This window comes from Gordonibacter urolithinfaciens (assembly GCF_900199375.1).
In the GTDB taxonomy this organism is placed as follows: Bacteria; Actinomycetota; Coriobacteriia; order Coriobacteriales; family Eggerthellaceae; genus Gordonibacter; species Gordonibacter urolithinfaciens.
This window is the reverse complement of sequence record NZ_LT900217.1, coordinates 2,437,296-2,456,667: the sequence shown is the minus strand read 5'-3', so window position 1 is coordinate 2,456,667 and position 19,372 is coordinate 2,437,296. Positions and strand designations below refer to the sequence as shown.

General features: G+C 67.9%; 16 protein-coding genes. 6 read left to right on the top strand and 10 right to left on the bottom strand.

The annotated features are described in order from the left end of the window. The first annotated feature begins 42 nt into the window (after positions 1-42). Both BN3560_RS10530 and BN3560_RS10525 read left to right on the top strand, forming a co-directional pair. Complete coding sequence (locus tag BN3560_RS10530) at positions 43-2,337, top strand: molybdopterin-containing oxidoreductase family protein (RefSeq protein WP_227115182.1); 2,295 nt, start codon at positions 43-45, stop codon at positions 2,335-2,337. A 5-nt stretch (positions 2,338-2,342) separates the two neighbouring features. Beyond that, positions 2,343-2,672, top strand: coding sequence for a 4Fe-4S dicluster domain-containing protein (locus BN3560_RS10525; RefSeq protein WP_096228006.1), 330 nt, complete (start codon positions 2,343-2,345; stop codon positions 2,670-2,672). 52 nt (positions 2,673-2,724) lie between these two features. Here BN3560_RS10525 and BN3560_RS10520 read toward each other — a convergent pair whose 3' ends face one another. Next, on the bottom strand, positions 2,725-2,985 hold the full coding sequence (locus tag BN3560_RS10520) for a hypothetical protein (protein ID WP_096228005.1): 261 nt from the start codon (positions 2,983-2,985) through the stop codon (positions 2,725-2,727). A gap of 538 nt (positions 2,986-3,523) precedes the next feature. On the opposite strand from BN3560_RS10520, the gene BN3560_RS14890 reads away from it, so the two are divergent. Further along, entirely contained in the window at positions 3,524-3,955 is a 432-nt protein-coding gene (locus tag BN3560_RS14890; protein ID WP_015539665.1) for a PadR family transcriptional regulator, read from the top strand. A gap of 136 nt (positions 3,956-4,091) precedes the next feature. Here the strand turns inward: BN3560_RS14890 and BN3560_RS10510 are convergent, their stop codons facing one another. The 9 genes from BN3560_RS10510 to BN3560_RS10470 all read right to left on the bottom strand — a co-directional run bounded on the left by BN3560_RS10510 (position 4,092) and on the right by BN3560_RS10470 (position 15,850). Next, on the bottom strand, positions 4,092-4,529 hold the full coding sequence (locus BN3560_RS10510; RefSeq protein ID WP_096228004.1) for a GNAT family N-acetyltransferase: 438 nt from the start codon (positions 4,527-4,529) through the stop codon (positions 4,092-4,094). A gap of 13 nt (positions 4,530-4,542) precedes the next feature. Continuing rightward, positions 4,543-5,517, bottom strand: a complete 975-nt coding sequence (locus BN3560_RS10505; protein WP_087191351.1) for a DUF169 domain-containing protein — start codon at positions 5,515-5,517, stop codon at positions 4,543-4,545. Then, complete coding sequence (locus tag BN3560_RS10500; RefSeq protein ID WP_096228003.1) at positions 5,517-6,875, bottom strand: radical SAM protein; 1,359 nt, start codon at positions 6,873-6,875, stop codon at positions 5,517-5,519. The genes BN3560_RS10505 and BN3560_RS10500 overlap by 1 nt, the downstream gene beginning before the upstream one ends. A 13-nt stretch (positions 6,876-6,888) precedes the next feature. Further along, positions 6,889-7,755, bottom strand: coding sequence for a TIGR04282 family arsenosugar biosynthesis glycosyltransferase (locus tag BN3560_RS10495; RefSeq protein WP_154270270.1), 867 nt, complete (start codon positions 7,753-7,755; stop codon positions 6,889-6,891). 284 nt (positions 7,756-8,039) lie between these two features. Further along, positions 8,040-10,271: a molybdopterin-containing oxidoreductase family protein gene (locus BN3560_RS10490; protein WP_096228001.1), complete on the bottom strand. Its 2,232-nt coding sequence runs from the start codon at positions 10,269-10,271 to the stop codon at positions 8,040-8,042. Continuing rightward, positions 10,268-11,251 (bottom strand): heterodisulfide reductase-related iron-sulfur binding cluster, encoded by a 984-nt coding sequence (locus BN3560_RS10485; protein ID WP_096228000.1) that lies wholly within the window; start codon positions 11,249-11,251, stop codon positions 10,268-10,270. Before BN3560_RS10485 ends, BN3560_RS10490 begins: the two co-directional genes overlap by 4 nt. Positions 11,252-11,365: 114 nt before the next feature. Further along, entirely contained in the window at positions 11,366-12,346 is a 981-nt protein-coding gene (gene nrfD, locus BN3560_RS10480) for an NrfD/PsrC family molybdoenzyme membrane anchor subunit (protein ID WP_015539683.1), read from the bottom strand. Next, the gene (locus BN3560_RS10475; RefSeq protein ID WP_041239379.1) at positions 12,346-12,924 is read right to left on the bottom strand and encodes a 4Fe-4S dicluster domain-containing protein; all 579 of its coding nucleotides are present in this window, start codon (positions 12,922-12,924) and stop codon (positions 12,346-12,348) included. The genes nrfD and BN3560_RS10475 overlap by 1 nt, the downstream gene beginning before the upstream one ends. 28 nt (positions 12,925-12,952) lie before the next feature. Further along, entirely contained in the window at positions 12,953-15,850 is a 2,898-nt protein-coding gene (locus tag BN3560_RS10470) for a molybdopterin-dependent oxidoreductase (RefSeq protein WP_096227999.1), read from the bottom strand. Positions 15,851-16,833: 983 nt separating this feature from the next. Here BN3560_RS10470 and BN3560_RS10465 point away from each other — a divergent pair. The 3 genes from BN3560_RS10465 (at position 16,834) to BN3560_RS10455 (ending at position 19,293) form a co-directional block, all read left to right on the top strand. Further along, positions 16,834-18,456, top strand: a complete 1,623-nt coding sequence (locus BN3560_RS10465) for an MSCRAMM family protein (protein ID WP_096227998.1) — start codon at positions 16,834-16,836, stop codon at positions 18,454-18,456. A 137-nt stretch (positions 18,457-18,593) separates the two neighbouring features. Further along, on the top strand, positions 18,594-18,776 hold the full coding sequence (locus tag BN3560_RS10460; RefSeq protein WP_096227997.1) for a type II toxin-antitoxin system HicA family toxin: 183 nt from the start codon (positions 18,594-18,596) through the stop codon (positions 18,774-18,776). A gap of 28 nt (positions 18,777-18,804) precedes the next feature. After that, a complete protein-coding gene (locus BN3560_RS10455) occupies positions 18,805-19,293 on the top strand; it encodes a type II toxin-antitoxin system HicB family antitoxin (RefSeq protein WP_096227996.1) in 489 nt (162 codons plus the stop codon). Positions 19,294-19,372: the final 79 nt, after the last annotated feature.

The following is a 19,372-nucleotide window of genomic DNA, read 5'->3' as shown; positions in this document are numbered from 1 at the left end:
CCGCGGCCCTCGACGCTCAGACGAACCAGGTGAGGAGGAGCCATGTCAGAGATGTTAACAGGCGGGAACCCCGCCCAGGGCGTGCCGACGCCGCCCACGCAGGACGACCCGAGCGGACGCAAGTGGACGTGGGAGGAGGACGGCTGCACGGTCATCCGCTCCAACGCGCGGTCGGGCCCGGGATGCCACGACAACTGCGGCGTGCTCATGTACGTGAGGGACGGGGTGCTGGAGAAGATAGAGGGCGACCCGGAGAACCCCTACAACCAGGGGCGCCTCTGCCCGCGGTGCCTGGCGTTCAAGGAGATGCTCTACCATGAGGACCGCCTGAAATACCCCATGAAGCGCGCCAAGGAGGACCGCGGCAAGAACGCCTTCGAACGCATAACGTGGGACGAGGCCTACGACATCATCGAGCGGGAGATGAAGGCCGTCATCGAGCAGTACGGCAACGAGGCCATCTGGGTCACGCAGGGCACCGGCCGCGACATCAACGGCTACGGGCCGCTCATGGCCCAGTACCTGGGCACGCCCAACTACGGCACCGGGTTCCTGTCGGGCCAGGCGTGTTACGCGCCGCGCATCTTCTCAACCGCGCTCAAGGCGGGCGGGCTGTTCGTGTGCGACTACGCGCAGTTCTTCCCCGACCGCTACGACGACCCTCGCTGGGAGGCGCCCGAGTACATCCTCGTATGGGGCAACAACCCGGTGGTGGCCAACTCCGACGGCACGCTCGGCCACTGGATCGTGGAGAGCATGAAGCGCGGCAGCAAGCTCATGGTCATGGACCCGAAGCTCACCTGGGTGGCCGGCAAGGCCGACGTGTGGTTCCAGGTGCGCCCCGGCACCGACGCGGCGCTCGCGCTCGCGCTCTGCAACGTCATCATCGAGGAGGGCCTGGAAGACAAGGAGTTCGTGAGCTGCTGGTGCTACGGCTTCGACGAGTTCGCCGAGCACGTGAAGAAGTACACGCCCGCCTTCGCCGCCGAGACCTGCGGCGTGCCCGAGGACCTCATCGTGGAGGCGGCCCGCAAGATCGGCCGCGCGAAGTCGTGCTGCCTGCAATGGGGCGTGGCGATGGACCACACCTCCGAGGGCTTCATCACCGGCATGGCGTGCTTCGACCTCATGGCGCTCACCGGCAACTTCGAGAAGCCCGGCACCATGGTGGCCGCGAACCCCGTATGGGATATGAGCGTGACATGGATGCCGCGCGAGAAGGTATGGGAAGGGTGCTCAGAGCCGGTCAAGGACCAGGGACGCACCATGAACTTCAAGTACCCTGCGCTCAAGGCCATGGCCGCCATCAGCCCCGACATGCTGCTCGAGGCCATGGAGACAGGCGAGCCCTACCCCATCAAGGCCATGTTCATGATGCAGAACAACGCCATCGCCTGCATGGGCGCCCAGCCCCAGCGCATCCTGCCCGCGCTGCAGAAGATGGAGTTCAACGTGGTGGTGGACCTGTTCCTCACCCCCACGGCGCTCGCCTGCGCCGACGTGCTGCTGCCCGCCGCGTGCTTCGCGGAGCGCATCGGCATCACCGGGCACCAGCCCTACGCGCTCGGCGCCATCGCGCAGGCCGTGGAGCCCTTGGGCGAGTGCAAGTCGGACCAGCGCATCATCTACGAGACGGGCAGCCGCTTCACCGACGAGGCTCACAAGAAGTGGGATGACGAGCAGGGCTTCTACGACTACCTGCTGCGCAAGACCGGCTATACCTACGAGACGCTGCGCGAGCGCACCTGGGCCTACCCCGAGTTCGAGTACAACAAGCACGAGAAAGGGTTGCTGCGCCGCGACGGCACGGTGGGCTTCGCCACGTCCACCGGCCGCTACAACTTCTACTGCCCGGAGATGCTGCACTTCGGCCTGTCGCCCCTAGCCGATTACGAGGAGCCGCCCGAGAGCCCGGTGTCGGCGCCCGAGCTCGCCGAGAAGTACCCGCTCGTGCTCACCACCGGCGCACGTCCTTGGGGCTTCTTCCATTCGGAGCACCGCCAGAGCCCGTCCATGCGCCGCCTGCATCCCGACCCAACCGTGCTCATCCACCCCGAGACGGCGGCCGCCTACGGCATAGCCGACGGCGACTGGGTGACCATCGAGAACAACTTCGGCTCGTGCCGCCAGAAGGCGGAGCTCACCACCCGCATCCGCAAGGACACCGTCTCGGCCGACCACGCCTGGTGGTTCCCCGAGCGCGGGCCCGAGGACGGCACGCTGTTCGGCGTGATGGAGTCCAATATCAACAAGCTCGTCCCCATGCGTCCCGGCAAGGTGGGCTTGGGAGCGTCGTACAAGTCGCAGCTGTGCACCATCGGCAAGGTAGAGGAGTGATCGGCATGAGGCAAATGCTTGCAGTAGACTACGAGTTCTGCACGGGGTGCCACACCTGCGAGATAGCCTGCCAGCAGGAGCACGGCCTGGCGCCCGACCGGTTCGGCATCAAGCTGACCCAGATAGGCCCCGACCAGCTGGACGAGCGCCGCTGGCAGTACGAGTTCGTGCCCGTCCCCACCGACCGCTGCGACCGCTGCGCACGCCGGCAGGCGGCCGGCAAGGCGCCGACCTGCGTGCAGCACTGCCAGGCGGGTTGCCTGTACTACGGCACGCTCGAGGAGCTTGCCGAGAAGATCGACCTCGGCAAGAAGAAGCTCGCCCTGTTCAGCTAGCGCCTTTTCTGCCCGGCTCGCATGCCTGAAGGGGCGGTGCTGCAAAGCCCCTTCAGGTCGAGGGCGGGTCCTCGAGGTCGTCGGGGGCCGGGAGGCCGCCCTCCTTCCCCGCATCGGGCGAAGGGCTGGTGTCCTGCGCGGCGAAGAAAGCATCGATAACCGATTGGTCCCGCTTCGTGCCCAGAACCGGCTTGCGCTCGAAGGCAGCCGCCTTGGCTCGACGGGTGGGACCCTTACCGAAAACAGAGCGCTCCACGACGCGGGCCTCTGCATTGTCGAGCCTGCGCGCATGGCTGTGAACGTCCTCGTGCATGCAATCGCCTCCCTTGTCGCTCTCGCGCCTCGGCGCACCGCTACCGCGGTCGCCCCGGTCCATGCATCCATGATAGAAAGGCGGCATCCCCTCCCAAGGATGAACTCGGTAGCTGGGCAACGTGTTCTTGGCGACTGGCCTACCGGTCTCCCTAACGGTGCGATCAAAGCGGCGAACGGTGCGAGGTTTTTTAGTTTGCGCAGGTCAATGATTATGTCGAGCACCCGACAGCCGTCAAGGGGCAACCGTTTGGCGGTCGGGGCGGCCGCGAGCGCGAGCGCCCCGACCGCTCCGCCGCCCGCTTCCTCACGGCTGATCGGGGCGCCGCTCGCACTCCCAGCCGCCCCGCCTCCGCACGAGGAGATTGAGCGCCGTTCGCCCTCTCCCCGCCAAAACGCCAAGAAAATATTGGCATATTGCAACTAGTTATGAGATGATAGTGTTTGCAATTCTACCTAAGGAGACGCGTCCACCCTCCGCGCAGCCGATGCCGGAGCACAGGGGCGAAGTCCATTCTCGCGAGAAAGAGGTCCCGCCCATGTGGAGCAGCTGCCATCCCAAGTCCGACGAGGATATGAAGGAGTGCGCCGAGCTCGGCAAGTCGCTCAACCGCCTGTCTCAGCCCACCATCCTCACGCTGCTCGCCTGCTCCGACAAGCCCCTGCACGGCTACGTCATCGTGCAGCAGGCGGCGGAGTCCCCCATGTTCGGCGGCAAGAAGCCCGACGCCACCGGCATCTACCGCGCCCTCAAGCGCATGGAGGAGGCCGAGCTCGTCACCTCCGTATGGGACACGCCGGAGGAGGGCTCGGCCAAGCGCCTGTTCTCGCTCACCGACAAGGGCCGCCGCTGCCTGCGCCGCTGGATCGACGCCCTGGCCTGCTACGAGCTCACCCTCGAAGAGCTCCGCGGCCTCGCCGCCGGCGCCCTGGGCATCGACCTCCCCGACGCTCCCCTGTGCTCGCATTAGCAACGCCCCGCCCCTGCTGCACTAACGTAAACGGCGCCCACCGACGTGAGCGCCGTTTGCTTTTCGGGAACCGGCGCCGCTGCGCCCGAAGCCCGGAACACGGCCCCGTCGGGAAGGGCCGCCGCGCAGGGAGGGCCTACCCTTCCCGCACCTTCCGCACGGGCACCGGGCCGCATTCCTCGCGCATCTCGCAGTGGTCGCAGTCGTCCACGAGGGACATCTCGATGAGGTCCCAGCCGATACGCTCGTAGCCCAGGGCCTCGTAGAACGGCAGGCTCCCGCCGCGCGACACGAGGCGCAGCTCGCCGTGGCGCTCGAGGGCCTCCTCCATGAGCGCGCGGCCCACACCGAACCCGCGCCACGTCTCGTGGGTGATGACGGGGTTCACGAACGCCGTGCCGTCGTCGGCGAGCGCGATGCGGACGAACCCCACCACCTCGTCGTCCTCGTTCACGGCCACGCGCACGCCCTCGATGGAGGGGATGGCGTCCATGCCCTCCAGGTTGGCGTACCCGTCGAGCACGGCCTTGTCGTCCGGCCGCGCATCGCGTATGGTGAACAGCTCGTTCGTCATGGGAGCTCCTTCCCTACATGATAGGCGGAACGTAGATCTTCATGCGCGAATCCGGGATGGCCTTCTTCGCCAGCTCCGTCAGGCCCTGCGCCACGATGGGCAGCTTGTCCACGGGCAGGCCCATGAACATCATGTCCTCGGCCACGTCGGTGGCCGCACGGCAGCCGTAGCAGCCGAACGTGATGTTGGGCTCCTGCTCCGTCAGGGGGTACAGCACCGCCTCCACGCACATGGAGTTGAACCCGCTCGCGTGGAAGTCGAAGCGGTGGCCCGAGTAGTAGCTCATGGACATGCACAGCCACATCATCTGCTCGGGCGTGCCCGTCACCACCACCACCTCGGGCTTGCGCACCGTCTTCGCCAGGGGTGCCACGTAGGTGGCGCGGCGGCTCTTCGGCGGCAGCGTGGGGCGCTCGGCCACCATCCGGGCGGCGGCCTCGGCGTTCACCACCTTGTGGAACAGCACGTATATCTCGCCGGTGGCCAGCTTCTCGGGCACGCCGGTCATGCCGAAGATGGACGTGCCGTCCGGGCACGAGTGCCTATGCGGCGGCATGAGGATGCTCGCACCGCGGCGCGCGGCCATCATGGCCTGGCAGAACCGCTGGTTCTCGGGCGGCAGGGGCACGTCGGGCAGCGGCTCGTCCTTGTCGATCAGGCTCACGGCCACCGGCTGCCAGCGCAGGCCCAGCTTCTCCATGATCACGCGCTGCCATTCCGCGTACTGCTCGCGCAGCTCGCGCGAGATGGGCTCGGCCCGCGGCTCGTCGGCAAAGGGATCGTACACCGCGTCGCCCGTGGCCTCTACGGAGAGCGCGCGCTGCGGGCAGTTGCCAGCGCACGTGGTGCATCCCACGCAGTCCTCGATGCGCGCCGCGAAGGGATGCCCCTCCTCGTCGGCCTCCAGCACCTCGCACGGGCAGAACGCGATGCACAGCCCGCACTTCACGCACCGGTTCGGGTCGTTCACAATTCGGTAGTCGGCCATCAGCGCAGCTCCTCCTTGCACCACGGCGGGTACACGCGCCGCCCGGCGGAATCGGTCAGATGGTACGAGCAGAACGGGATGGCGCGTCCATCGGGCACCGTCACCATCATGGAGCACTCGCGCAGGCGCTGCGTGTCCATGGACACCGCGTCCATGTAGTTCATGATGACCACGGAGAGCCCGCTCGCCACCTCGACGCCCTTCTTGTCCAGGATGTCCAGGAACACCGAGCCCTGCGGGCTGTCGGGCGAGTACCCCGCGTGGTACTCCTCCATCGTCATGGCGCGCGTGGCCGGGTAGAACCCGGACGGATGCGCCGGCACGCCCGCGGGAGGCTCGCCCTTCACGAAGAACACGCCCGTGTCGCACAGCGGGTTCGAGCACCCGAGCGGCCACACGTCGCGCGGCTCGATGAGCCCGTCTGACTGCGCGGCCAGCTGGAAGATCACGTCGCCCGAGCTCATGGGCAGGGCGCGCTCGGCGTCGAAGCGGCCCGACGTGAACGCCGGCTGCAGGGCGAGCCCCGCCACCACGTCGGCGTTGTCCAGGCAGAAGCGCAGAAGGTCGCCCAGCTGCCCGTCGTTCAGGCCCGCCACCACGGCCACGGACAGCACCACCTGGATGCCCACCTCGCGGCAGCGCTCGATGACGCGCATCTTCACGTCCAGGATGTCACGCCCGCACGTGCCCTCGTACACCTCGCCCGTGAGCCCGTCGAACGACAGGTACACGCCGGTGAGCCCCGCCCACACAAGCTCCTCCAGATACCCGTCGCGCGCGGCGATGACCAGGCCGTTCGTGTTCACCTCGATGCCCCAGAAGCCCTTCTCGCGGCCCATGCGGATGATCTCGGGCAGGTCCTTGCGGCACGTGGGCTCGCCGCCCGTGATCTGCACGGCGCCGTCGGTGCCCACCGCGTTCGCAATGACGTCGTACATGTCGGAGATCTCGGCCAGCGTGGGGTCGCCCTCGCCCGTCTCGGCGCTCATGAAGCACACGGGGCAGTGCAGGTTGCAGTTGCGCGTGACCTCGATCTCCAGCAGCGTGCCGCGCCGCTGGTGGCGGCTGCACGTGCCGCACCCGTGCGGGCACGGCGCCGAGGCGGGCAGCGTGTTCTGCGGCGCCGTCATCGGGAACGCGAGCGAGCGCAGCCACTGGTAGTGCTCGGCATCGGGCCACATGCGCGTGGCCAGCCTTCCGTGGTCGGGGCAGGTGCGCTCCATCCACACGACGCCCTCGGCGTCGGCGTACACCTCGGCCGGCAGCTCGTCCAAGCAGTCCGGGCAGAGCGCCGTGGTCTTGTGCAGCGGCGTGCGCTGCGCGGCCGGATCGGCCGCCGTGTTCTCGTTCGCTCCCATGGCGGCGCTCCTGCTATTCCTGGTCGATGTACTGGCGCGGATCGTGCTCGTCGTTCGGCGGGGTGATCACCTGGATGCCCATGTAATCCACCCAGTCCAGCACGCGCTGGGGCACGAACAGGTCGGTCTGGAACGCGGCCGCCTGCTTGATGGCGCGCATGCACGAGATGGCGTGCGCGAGGTCGGTCTTCTCGTCGATGTCGGCCACGGGCGACAGGAACGCGGAGGGCACGTCGCGCTCCTCCAGCTTCTCCATGTAGCCGTCGAGCGCCGGGCGACCGTCCAGGTTGTAGTAGACGCCCTGGTGGTCCATCGGCGTGTTGTGGCTGAAGCCCACGAGCGACGTGCCGCATTCCTGGCACGGCGCCTGCACGAAGCCGGGCTTGCCGATGCTCTGGAAGTAGTCGAGCCACTGGAACGCCTGCACGATGTGCGACTTCGGCATGGTGGGGATGTCGCCGCCCACGGACACGATGTGCTCGTAGCCCTGCGCGAAGATCTCCTTGAACGCGTAGTCGAAGTGGTCGTCGAACGTGGCGCCCTTGTCCGTCATATAGTGGATCTCCATGGGCCAGGGGCCGATGGCGTCGTAGGTCTCCTTCATCAGCTCCACGTTCTCGGCGGGCGTCGTGGACACGAAGAAGTCGTACGTGACCTTGTCGACGCTCGGGTCGGCCGCCACGGCCGCATCGTTCTCCATCTGCAGCTCCATGAGCGCGTGCATGGCAAGCTCGCTCACGTCGTACAAGCTGCGCTTGAAGAACTCGGCCGCCTGCGCCGGGCTCAGGAAACCGTCGTGCTCGGTCGTCAGGCGCGTCTTCACCATTCCCGGCACCGGGGGCTTGCTGAACAGCAGCAGCGCTTGCTTCTTCTCGGCCATAGGAACATTCTCCTTCTCGTCGTTCTTATCCGTTGTCTCTCGTTCGTGCATTCGCGCACGGCAGTTCTTCTTCGTCGCCCCTCCCCGCACCACGGAAGGCCCCGCAGGTTGCACCCCCTCCAACCTCAACCGATCACGCAACTGCGTCCCGCCCCCGGCCCACCGCCCTTCGCAGCAACCGCGAGGGCGGAGCGGAAGAGGGGGCCATGCAGTGCGACGAGCTTTCGCGAAGTGTGCGAGGAGTGCTGCATGGCCCCCTCTTCCGCTCCGCCCGTCCCGCAGGTTCATTCCCAGCTCAAAGGCTCGTCAACCCGCCGGATGACGCAGTCGATGGCGTTGTACGACCACGTGCCGATCAGCGGCTCGCCCGGCTCGCACGACGTGAGGCAGTTCACGTTCGACTCCCACATGCCGCCGAGGTCGGGGCCGCCCGGCTCCCACTCGGGATGCCACCAGCCGTAGTCCACGTTCACCAGGTCGTCGCGCAGGGGCGCGGTCTCCAGTATAAAGCGTGCCGAGCCCTTGTCGGTGGCGATCTCCACGCGATCGCCCGGTTTCAGGCCGAGCCGCCCGGCCGTGGCCTCGCTCACCTCCGCCACCGGGTGCGGCGACTTCTGGCGGAAGGCCGGGTTGTTGAAGTACATCGACGCGTTGTAGGGCTGCTTGCGCGAGCCGGTGATCATCGGCAGGTGAGCGCCGCCCGCGCGCTCGGCGTCCTCCACGAGCTCCGGCGAGCACAGGGGCGCCGCCGGCGCGACCGGCTCCGGCAGGCGCGGCCCGCCGAGCGTCGGCAGGAACTCGCTCGCCAGCTCTATCTTGCCCGTGGTGGTGGCGAAGCCCTGCGGCCGGCCGTCGGGGCCCGGCAGCTCGTGCTTGGCGTGCGCCGGCGGCTGCCAGTAGATGCCCAGCTGGCAGAACGCGTCCCAGTCCATGCCCGCGCGCGCGAGCTGCGCCGCGAACGCGTCGGCGAGCGTCTCCTCCGGCCACGCGTCCTCCTGCCCCAGGCGCAGCCCCAAGCCGCGGAACACGTCGTAGTCGGTGCGCCGCTCGTAGTACGGCTCCACGGCGGCGGGGCCGCCGTAGCCCATGTTCGCCACGCCGCCGTGCACCTGCAGCACCGGGCGCTCGACGGCGCCGGCCGCGGGCAGCACGTAGTCGGCGATCATGGCCGTGGGCGTCATATAGTAGTCCAGCACCACCAGCAAGTCCAGGCCCATGAGCGCGTCGAACACGCGGTGCGTGTCGGCATAGGTGAGCAGCGGGTTCGTGGCGTTCACGATGAGCGCGCGCACGGGATACGGCTCGCCCTCCTCCATGGCGCGCAGCACGAGGTGCGGCAGCGCGGAGGTCAGGTAGCGCTCCGGCAGCGTGCGGCCCAGCTTCTCGGTGAGCTTGCGGGCGCGGTCGTAGCCGTCGTAGCACTGCAGCGGCGTGAAGGGCGTGTTCAGGCAGCGCGCGCGCCTCTCGGGCGCCAGCGCATCGGACATCTCCAGCTCCATCTCCGACACGAAGTCCGGCCCCTCGGCCAGCACGCACGAGCCGGGCTTGTCCACGTTTCCCGTCACAGCGCGCAAACAGCAGATGGCGCGGTGCGTGGGCGCCACGTTCGCACCCACCTGGTCCACGCCGCGGCCCGACACGAGCGCCGCAGCGCCCGCCCGTCCGAACAGGCGCGCCGCCCGCACGATGTCGTCCTCCGGCAGGCCGCACACCGCGGCCACGTGCGCGGGCGTGTAGGGACGCACGTGCTCGGCCAGCTCGTCGAACCCGTGGCACCACGCGTCCACGAACGCGCGGTCAACCAGGCCCTCCCCGATGATCACGTGTAAAAGGCCCAGCGCCAGCGTGCAGTCGGTTCCCGGCCGCACGGGCAGCCAGAGGTCTGCCACGGCCGCCGCCTGCGTGCGCCGCGGATCGACGACCACGAGCGCCGCATCCGAGCGCGCGAACGCCAGGATGGAGCGCCAGAACGCCGAGTTGTCGGACTGAGCCGGGTTCGTGCCCCATATGAACAGGCACTCCGTCACCCCCGGCACGATGTCGGCCTCCACGGTCCAGCCGAACGTGAGCGCGTCCATCCAGATGCGCGGGTTCCAGCAGATCTGCCCGATGCCCATGTTGTTGGGGCTGCCGAACAGGTTCATGAAGCGGTGCAGCGGCCAGAACGAGGCATGCGGGCCGCCGATGGCGCTCGCGAGCGTCTCCGGGCCATGCTCGTCGGCCAGCGCCCGCAGGCGCGCCGCGATGTCGTCGAGCGCCTCGTCCCAGCTCACGCGCTCCCACTCGTTGCCGCCGCGCTCGCCTGCGCGGCGCAGCGGGTAGTTCACGCGGTCCGGTCCGTCCAGCGCATCCAGGTTCATGCGCCAGCGGCGGCAGCCCGCCAGGATGCGCTCGTCGTAGGGGTAGCGCGACGGGTCGGGCACGAGATCCGTCACGCGGCCATCCTCCACGGTGGCCAGAAACGCGCAGCAGTAGCCGCAATAGTGGCAGTTCGTGGGCTTGACCTCGGCCGTCATCGCGCCTCCTCCCGGTCGTCGCCAGGCTCGGGAGCGAGCCCCTTGAACGGGCGCGCCTCGCCGCCGTCCGCCGCCGGCTCGTCGAACAGGAAGCGCAGCTTCATGTAGGCATCGGCGGCGCGCCAGTCGATGCGCCAGTCGAACAGCAGCTCCAGGTAGTGGAACACCGGCACGCGCCACTGCGACACGGAGAGCAAAAACGAGCAGCTCACGCATGCCGCCACGATGGCGGAGCCGCCGGCCGCCACGGCCTCGGCCCCGCGCGCCTGCGACTGCTCGAGCGCCTTGTCCGCATGCCCCGCCGCCCGCACGAGCGAGCCGCAGCACTGGGAGCTCCGGCGCGCATGCGCAGGCTCCACCGCCAGCTCGGCGGGCATGAGCGCCCGCAGGCCGTCGGCGAACTCGCCCGTGGCCCGGTCGGGGCAGGAGTCGTGCACGCTGAACCGCAGCGGCGGGCGGGCGCCCTCGGCGCACACCTCGTAGAAGGCCGCCCCCGCCTCCAGCTCGGCGGCCAGCAGGCGCTTTGCCACCTCGGCGTCCACCCGGTAGCCCAGCGCCTCCAGCTCCAGGGGCAGCGGCACCACCTCCACGCCGGCCGTGCGCTCGTCCTCGGCAAGGGCGCCGCGCAAGGCGGCGACGCAGTTCGGGCAGGCAGCCACGATGCGCTCCACCCCCGCCGCGGCCACGTGCGCGCACAGCTCGTCCTCGAACGCCGCGCGCACGGCCTTGCCGTCCGGCTCAAAGCTCAAGATCTTCCCGCAGCACAGAAGCGAGATACCCTCGACGCGCTCCGCCTGCGCCAGCAGGTCGTAGACCGCCTTCACGAGCGGCAGCGCGTAGTTGATAAGCGAGCAGCCGGGGAAGAACAGGGTGCGGGCGCGCCGCGGCCCGTCGGCCGCCGCCACCCGCGTGTCAAGGCCCGGGAAGCCGCACGTCACGGTGCTTCCGGCCAGCACGTCCTCGAATACGTAGTCTTCCATGTTCCCCCCTGGATACTCGGTTAAAACGGCAGGCGGGGGCCCGACCGATAAGCCGGGCCCCCCGTCAGCGTACGCGCAGCGCGAAGCCTGCGCGCTCACGGCCTCGCGGCCGCCTTAGAACTGGTTGTCGCCGTACGTCCACTTGGTGATGAACTCCGCATCGTTCTTGGCGAGGCGGTTGTAGTAGCGGTTCTCGCCCGGGATCTCGGCGCGGTCGTCGGTGTTGACCACCATGAAGCGCAGCAGGCAGCCGCCGCACAGCACCAGGATGGGCGCCACGAGCGTGGCCGCGGCAGAGTGGCCGCCGCCGATGTACATGACCAGCGGCACCACGAGGCCCAGGCCCACCATGCCGACCCAGAACAGGCCAGCGTAGGAACCCTTGACCCAGCGGCGCGCCGCCGCCTTGGCGGTCTCGTTGCCGGCACCCGCGAAGGACAGCACCATGGTCAGCAGCACGATGAGCTCGGCGATGACCAGCACGATGTCCACCACGTGCAGGATCTCCAGCACGATCTCGGACACGAACAGGCTCTCCAGCGTCATGGCCGCCGGCCAGCCGCCGATGGACAGCACGATGGCCGCGCAGCCCGTGGAGATGGCCGAGATGGTGAACAGCACGGGCAGCGCCGGGGTGGCCCAGAACGCATGCGCCTTCAGGGTGGACAGCATGATGCCGGTGTACATCATGATGCACAGGCCGAAGAAGCCGGCCACGATCAGGAAGAAGTCCGCAGCGGGCTTCAGCAGGCCGGACAGCCCCGCGAAGATCGGCCAGGCATCGCCGATGAACGCCAGCAGGAACAGCAGCGCGAACACCGCGGCGATCACGAGGAACGTGGCGCCCCACTTGATGATGGACTTCGACGTGGTCCACACGCGCCAGAACACGCCCGGCTGCCCCAGGTCGACGACCAGGAACACGCAGCCGATGGCCACGCACACCAGCGAAACGAGCACGGGCAGCGCGAACACCTCGGCGTAGCCGGGGACCACGAAGCTGTTGAAGATGGCGGCCAGGAACAGGATGCCGCCCGCCAGACCGCCCAGGAAAAGGTACAGGGCGATAGGCGGTTCCCAATAATGATGTTTCATTATGCCTTACCTCCCAAGTCAGGAATGTAGTAGATCTGCGGCTCGGTGCCGAACTCCTCGAAGAGGCGCTCGGTCTTCACGGAGCCGATGAGCTTGGAGACCTCGCTGTTCGGATCGTCGAGATCGCCGAAGATACGGGCCTTCTGATGGCAGGTCAGCACGCAGTACGGCTGGGCAGAGGGGTCCAGCTGGCGCTTGTCGCGGCAGAACGTGCACTTGCGCACGTAGCGGTGCATGCGGTCCTCCAGGTGCGAGGCGTCGCGCATGCCGTACGGGCAGGCGTTCACGCACACCTTGCAGGACAGGCACTTCTTAGGGTCGACCCACACGGTGCCGTCCTCGTCCTGCTGGCTCGCGCCGGACGGGCAGCAGGGAACGCACTCGGGGTTCTCGCAGTGCATGCACAGCAGCGGCTGCCAGGACTTGTGGACGTTCGGCCACGTGCCCTGGGCGCCCTCGGTGACCACGGGGTTGTAGACGATGTCAAGTGGAAGCTTGTTCCACGTACGACAAGCAACCGTGCAGGAGTGACAGCCGATGCAGCGACGCTGGTCGATGACCATGACGTAACGAGTCATTTATCTATCCTTTCTTCCTACTCGGCGGCTATTCTTCGACGGGAGCATACGACATGTCGTAGTGCTTGCCCGTGGCTTCGTCGACCAGATGGCCGGTGGCGGCGTCGTAGAGCCAGCCGTAGTTGGCGTCGTGGAAGGCGCCGTTGTCGGGGTCCAGCATCCAGCCGCTGTTCGGGTCGTACACGTAGGGCTTGTCGCCCAGCGTGGCATAGCCCTTCTCCTGGTTCCAGGTCAGGTTCTCGGGCACCTCGTAAGGAGCGGCCTGGCCGGGATAGCAGCGCACGCCCGCCGCGAACACGATCTCCTCGCGCTCCATGGTGTACATCTTGCCGGTCTCGTCGTCCACGAGGCACTCGTTGGCCGCATCGTAGCGCCAGCCGGTGTGGGCGTCGTGGTAGCCCTTCGTGCGCGGGTTGATGAGCCAGCCCGACTCGTCCAGGCGGAAGTGCGTGCCCTTCTGGTACAGCGTGTTGCTCTGCCACACCCACTCGTAGCCCTCGGGCACGGCCTCGGCCGGCTGCGGCTTCTCGAACGGGATGGGCTCGCGGGCGAGCTTCTGGTCGCTCGGCATGACCGTCACGCCCGGCTCGGACGAGGAGCCCGGGATGGAGAACTGGGTGTCCTCCTTCTTGTACTCCTTGTCGTACTCGCCGCACTTGTACACCTTGCACATGAGGCCGCGGTTGGCCCACGAGCCGCCCATGGGGTCGCAGTGCTCGTCATCGACCGAGGTCAGCACGTTGACGTTGGACTCGAGGCAGCCGAACGGGTTGTCCAGGTCGGCCGAGCCGTCGCGCTCGGGGAACCACCAGCCGCGCGGCGCGAACACCACGTTGGGATGCACCTCGGGCTCCACGTTGGCACGCATCTTGATGCGGCCGCGGCGCGTCTCGATCCAGCACCAGTCGCCGTAGGCGATGTTCAGCTTCTCGGCCAGCTCCGGGTTGATGGAGAAGTACGGGTCGGGATACAGGTAGCGGATGCCCTGCATCTGGAAGTGCTCGGAGTGGTGGTACGGCATGAAGCCGCCGCCCGTGGTGAGCACGATCGGGTACTCCTCCGCGATCTCCGGCGTGTCGATCTCGTTCTCGATGCAGCCGATGTAGGTGGGCATGCCGGGGTAGCCCAGCTCGCGCAGGATGGTGGAGTTGCACTCGACCTTGCCCGAGGGGGTCCAGAAGCCGTTGGCCTTGAACTTGTTCTGGTGCAGCGGCGGATAGTACATGCGGTAGTAGTCGACGAAGTCGTTGTAGCTCTCCACGCCGCCCAGGCCCAGGGGCTCCAGGATGTGGAAGTACGCCTCTTCCTCGGTCTCCCACGGCCAGTTCGCGGGATCCTGGCCGCAGGCCAGGCCCAGCTTGCGCCAGAACGTCATGTCCGTGTGGCGGTCGTACTTGGGCTGGATGGCGCGGCGGCCGCCCATGATGGAGTCGGTGGCGCCGTAGTGCGTGACGATGGTGGGACGCTCCAGCGCGCCGGCCGCCGGGAACACGTAGTCCGCGAACAGGGCCGTCGGGGTCATCCAGTAGTCCACGACCACCAGGAACTCGCACTGCTTGAGCGCCTGCAGCGTCATCTTCGCGTCGCCGTAGGAGTTGATGGGGTTCGTGGCGTTCACGATGAGCGCGCGCACCTGGTACGGGTCGCCCGTGATGATGGCCTTGAACACGCTCGGGCCGTGGGCCTCGCAGAACCACTCGGTGGGCAGCGTCTTGCCCCACGTGCGCTTCGCGTTGTCGGAGATCATCTGGTAGCCGGGCCAGGAGGTCAGCTTGAACTTGTTGGACCCGATCTGCTTGGCCTTCTGCTCCTCGGGCAGGCACTCGTTGAGCTCCATCTCCTCGTCGGTGAGGTAGTTGAGCGCGGGGCCCGGCATGCCGTCGCCGCCGGGGACGTCGAGGTTGCCGCAGACGGCGCGCATGAGGGCGATGGCGTGGCTGCCGGTGGTGGAGGCACGGCCGATCTGGTCCCACGTGCAGCCCCACTGGATGCAGCCGGGCGTGTTCATGGCGTACAGGCGTGCGGCCTGACGGATCTGGTCGGGCTCGAGCCACGTGATGGGCGCAGCCCACTCGGGCGTGTACTCGGCCACATGCTCCTGCAGCTCCTCGAAGCCGTCGCACCACTCGCCCACGAACTCCCAGTTGACCAGGCCCTCGTAGATGATGGTGTGCAGCATGGCCAGCGCGAGCGCGGCGTCGGAGCCGGGACGCAGCGGCAGCCACAGGTCGGCCTTGGAAGCCGTCTCGGAGTAGCGCGGGTCCACGACCACGATCTTCAGGCCGTTCTTCTGCAGGTCGGTGTAGCCGTTCATGCCGCCCAGCGTGGAGGCACCGGGGTTCATGCCCCAGAGGATGAGGCACTTGGCGCCGGCGAGGTCCGTCTCGAACGGCGACCAACCGGCCACGCAGGTCTCGGCCATGAACGTGGGGATCCAGCACAGAAGCGCGTTGTGGAAGCCGTTCGGCGTGCCGAACTGGTTCAGGAAGCGGCGGCGCGCCCAGTCGTCGGTGCGCGTCGTGCCGCCCGCAGAAGCCACGGCCTCGGCGCCGCTCTCGTCCTTGATCTGGTTGAGGCGGTCGGCAACCTCCTGGATCGCCTGGTCGTACGGGATCTTCTCCCACTTGCCCTCGCCCTTGGCACCCACGCGCTTCAACGCGTGGTTGATGCGGGCGGGGTGGTTGACGTGCAGCAGCGCGCTCGTGCCGCGGCAGCACAGTCCGCCTTGGTTCGAGTAATCGGGATCGCCTTCGATCTTGATTACGTCGCCATCCTTAACGTAGGCGAGCACGCCGCAGTTAGCATGGCAGAAATAGCAGAGCGACTTGACCATCGTGACGCCGTCTTGATGGATGTCGACCTCGGTCGACACGGTATCCGGGCTCACAAGGCCCTTGAGACCGGTCGACGTCTTGGAAATCTCCATCTACCTTCCCCTCTTCTTCTCGTCCGTTTACCTTACCGTTGAACCCTGTCGTGCCGTTCGCATGATTATGCGCGGAAGTTCCGCTTGGCCCGAACGCTCTCACTCGCGCGGATCATGCACGCCAGTGTATAAAACGCCCGTTCCATCCACATCACACCGGAAGTTCTAAATTCCGCGAGCGGGTAAGCCCGATAGTATTAATTGATCGGACCGCGATTTTCATCCCGACCGCTCGTCTGGGCATTCCGCCGTTCGGCGGTTCGCCACCCCCTGAGCGAGCCTTGGCGTGAAACGTTCGCACCCCCTGCGCGAAATGACGTTGACAGCTCCTCCGACCGCTTCTATCGACTGCTGGCCGCCATCGAGCACCTTGCGGCCAGGACCGTTGTTCGATGCCAACCAGTAGTAGATAGAATCGGCTATTTGATTATAGCTATGCGGGATAGCATGTGCCACCCTAGCGGCGTGTTTTTGCGGCGAATAACACGCAAAAGGGGCGGGAGCGGGCACCGGCAGGATGCGCGGCAGCGGCGCCTGGAAGCCGCCTGGGGGGCTTCCAGCGAAAACGAGCTGGATCGGTGCTGGATGCGGGCAAGGACCGAACGGCTCGCACGGCGGAAACATGCAAGGTTCGGACGGCGCCCACGTCGGAAACGCGCAAGGCCTGCGCGACTCGCGGACGGTCGAATTACGGTCGGCGTGCAAGGTCGCGGCGCTAGGATGGAGGCGTCGGGACAGGCCCGGCGCGACCGACGAGGAAGGGGGCCGACGTGGATCCGTCGCACACGCAGCCGCACATTCGCAGGGAAAACGGTGCTGTCGAGGCAGCGCCCCGTCGGCGCCCCCTCTCGCCTTCCGGCTGCGTGCGCCGCAAGCCCGTTGCGGCCGGCGCGGCGAAGGCCCTTGCGGAAGCGGGGCCCGCAGGACCAGGGCCCGGCGGCCCTCGCAGTCCTCGCCGCGTGCGCACCGCGGCATGCGCGGCGATGCTCGCCGCGTGCGTGCTCGCGCTCGCGCTGGCAGCTCCCCGGTCGGCCGAGGCCCTTGAGGGCATCTCGGGCACCTGTTACGTGGCCTGCACGAACGCGCATATCGACGGGCCGGACGGCGGCAACGTGTTCGAGGTGACGTTCCCCCAGTACGGAATCTCGGCCACCGGTTACTGCATCTCGGGCTCCGTCTACGGCACGCCGCTTCCGGGTACCTACCCGTTCTCCGGCGAGCCTGCGGGTGACGGCGGCTTCCAGATCACCGTGAACTGCCGGGGCGCCGGCATGTACGAGAACCATTACTCGCCCTACGGCGCGCAGAACGTCGGCGGGTTCAAGATACGCCCCTTCGGGGCCATGGAGGTGCTCAAGCGCTCCGCCGCCCCCGACGTCACGGACAACAACGCGTGCTACCGGCTGGCCGGCGCGGTGTACGGCGTGTACGCCGACGAGGCGTGCACGAGCCAGGTGCTCGCGCTGACCACCGACGCCGCGGGGCGCGCCCGGTCGGAATGCGTCCTCGCGCCGGGGCGCTACTGGGTGCGCGAGAAGGCGGCGCCGGAGGGCTACTTGCCCGACCCGGGCGTCTACCCGGTCGACCTCGCTCAGGAGGACTGCCGCACCGGCACCGTGCCGGCCGTGCGCGTCGCGGATGCGCCCTTGGTCGCACCCGTCGACATCCTCGTGCAGAAGGCGGACCGCGAGACGGGCGTCCCCCTGCCGCTTGGCGACGCGAGCCTCGCCGGCGCGACGTTCACGGTCGAGCACTACGCGGGACGCTACGCCTCGCTTGGCGAGATCGCCGCGGCGGGCGCGCAGCCCGCGCGCACCTGGGACGTCGTCACCGACGAGCAGGGACGCGCGAGCGTGGGCACGGGCGACCTGCCTGGCAACGGAAGCGGCGGGTCCGGCCTGCCGCTCGGCACCGTGGTCGTGCGCGAGGTGCAGGCGCCCCGCGGCTACCTGCTGCCCGACCCGCCCGCCCTCGTGCGCGCGGTCGAGCCCTCCCCCGACGAGCCAGGCGTGGCCGTGTACCGCGTCCCCACCGTGGCCGATCAGGTGGTACGCGGCGACGTGGCGCTGCTCAAGCTCGGCGCAGGCAAGGACGGAGGCGGCGCTGCGGACAGCACGGGCGAAGGCGGCGCAGTCGGCGCTTCGGCAGACGGGGGCGGCACGACGCCCAAGGTCCCGCTGGGCGGCGTGGCGTTCGACATCGTGCGCCTCTCCACAGGCGAGGTGGCGGCCCGCCTTGTCACCGGCGAGGACGGCCGGGCCTCCACCGAGGGGCTCCGCCCCGCCGGCCTCGACGGAGCGCTGCCCTACGGCCTCTACGAGGTCCGCGAGGACCCCGCCACCACCCCGCCGGGCTACCGCACCGCCGAGCCCTTCGTCGTCGCCGTCGAGGGCAACGCCCGCACCTACTGCTACGAAGTGGTGAACGAGCTGGTCAGCGCCCCCGAGGAGCCGCCAGCAGGCGACGAGCCCGCCGAAGAAGAACCCCCGGCCCCGCTCGCCGAGACGGGCGATGCCCTCGCCCGCGCGCCCCGCTGCATCGCATTCGCCGCCGTGATCAGCGCCACGCTCGCCGCCGCGTTCGCCCTGCGCCGTCAACGCCCATAGACGCGCCCGGCGCATGCCGACGGGCGCTGGGGACGCCTGCGACCCCGCGGAACCGATACGTGGCAACGCCCGCCTCCCTCCCCTTTCGCACTTGATTAATTATTAATTATAGTTTATAATTTTTAGGAAGGACGAGCATGGTCAAGAGACGCGACCTTGTCAAGGAGGTCGAAGCCCAAGGGTTGAGAAGTACCGGCGGCACGAACCACGAGACTTTTAAGAAGCCAGGCTTCCAGACGTCTATCCCCCGGCATCGGGAGATAGACGAGGACACAGCCCGAGATATCAGAAAGCAAGCAGGTATCGAGAAGCGGCGCTGACCCAGTTCGAGAACGAGAGGACCCGCCTATGTTGTATGTATACGAGTTCGAGCTTTTTACCGGGCAAGATGGATGGATCATCGCCCGGCCCTTCGACTTCGAAGGCGCAACCCAAGGAGCCGACGTGGCCGAGGCTTCGGAAATGGCCGCCGACTGGCTCAGGACGGAGATCGAATACCGCCTTATGGACAGCAGGGATATCCCCGAGGCGACGCTCGGCCACGAACCTGCACGCAAAAACGGCCGCATTCTGCTCGTAGCCGTGGAGGCGAGCCTCGACGGTATTCCCGCCGTACCGGCTTCCGAGGCGGCAAAGATCTTAGGGGTGTCACGGGCACGCGTGTCCCAGATGCGCAAGGCCTGTCTGCTTCAAGGCTTTCGCAAGGGCCGCGACACCTTCATCACGAAAGACAGCATAGACGCTCGCCTGCGCGAGAAGCCCAAGGCGGGACGGCCGAAGAAGGGGACGACAAAGCCTCGGCCAAAAGCGGCGGCGAAGCCAGTGGAAGCCCGCTAGAGACCGGACGGAGAGACGGACTCGCGTCCGCCCCTCCGTCGGCTCTCATGGGTTCGGACCCACCGCTCGCGACCGCGAG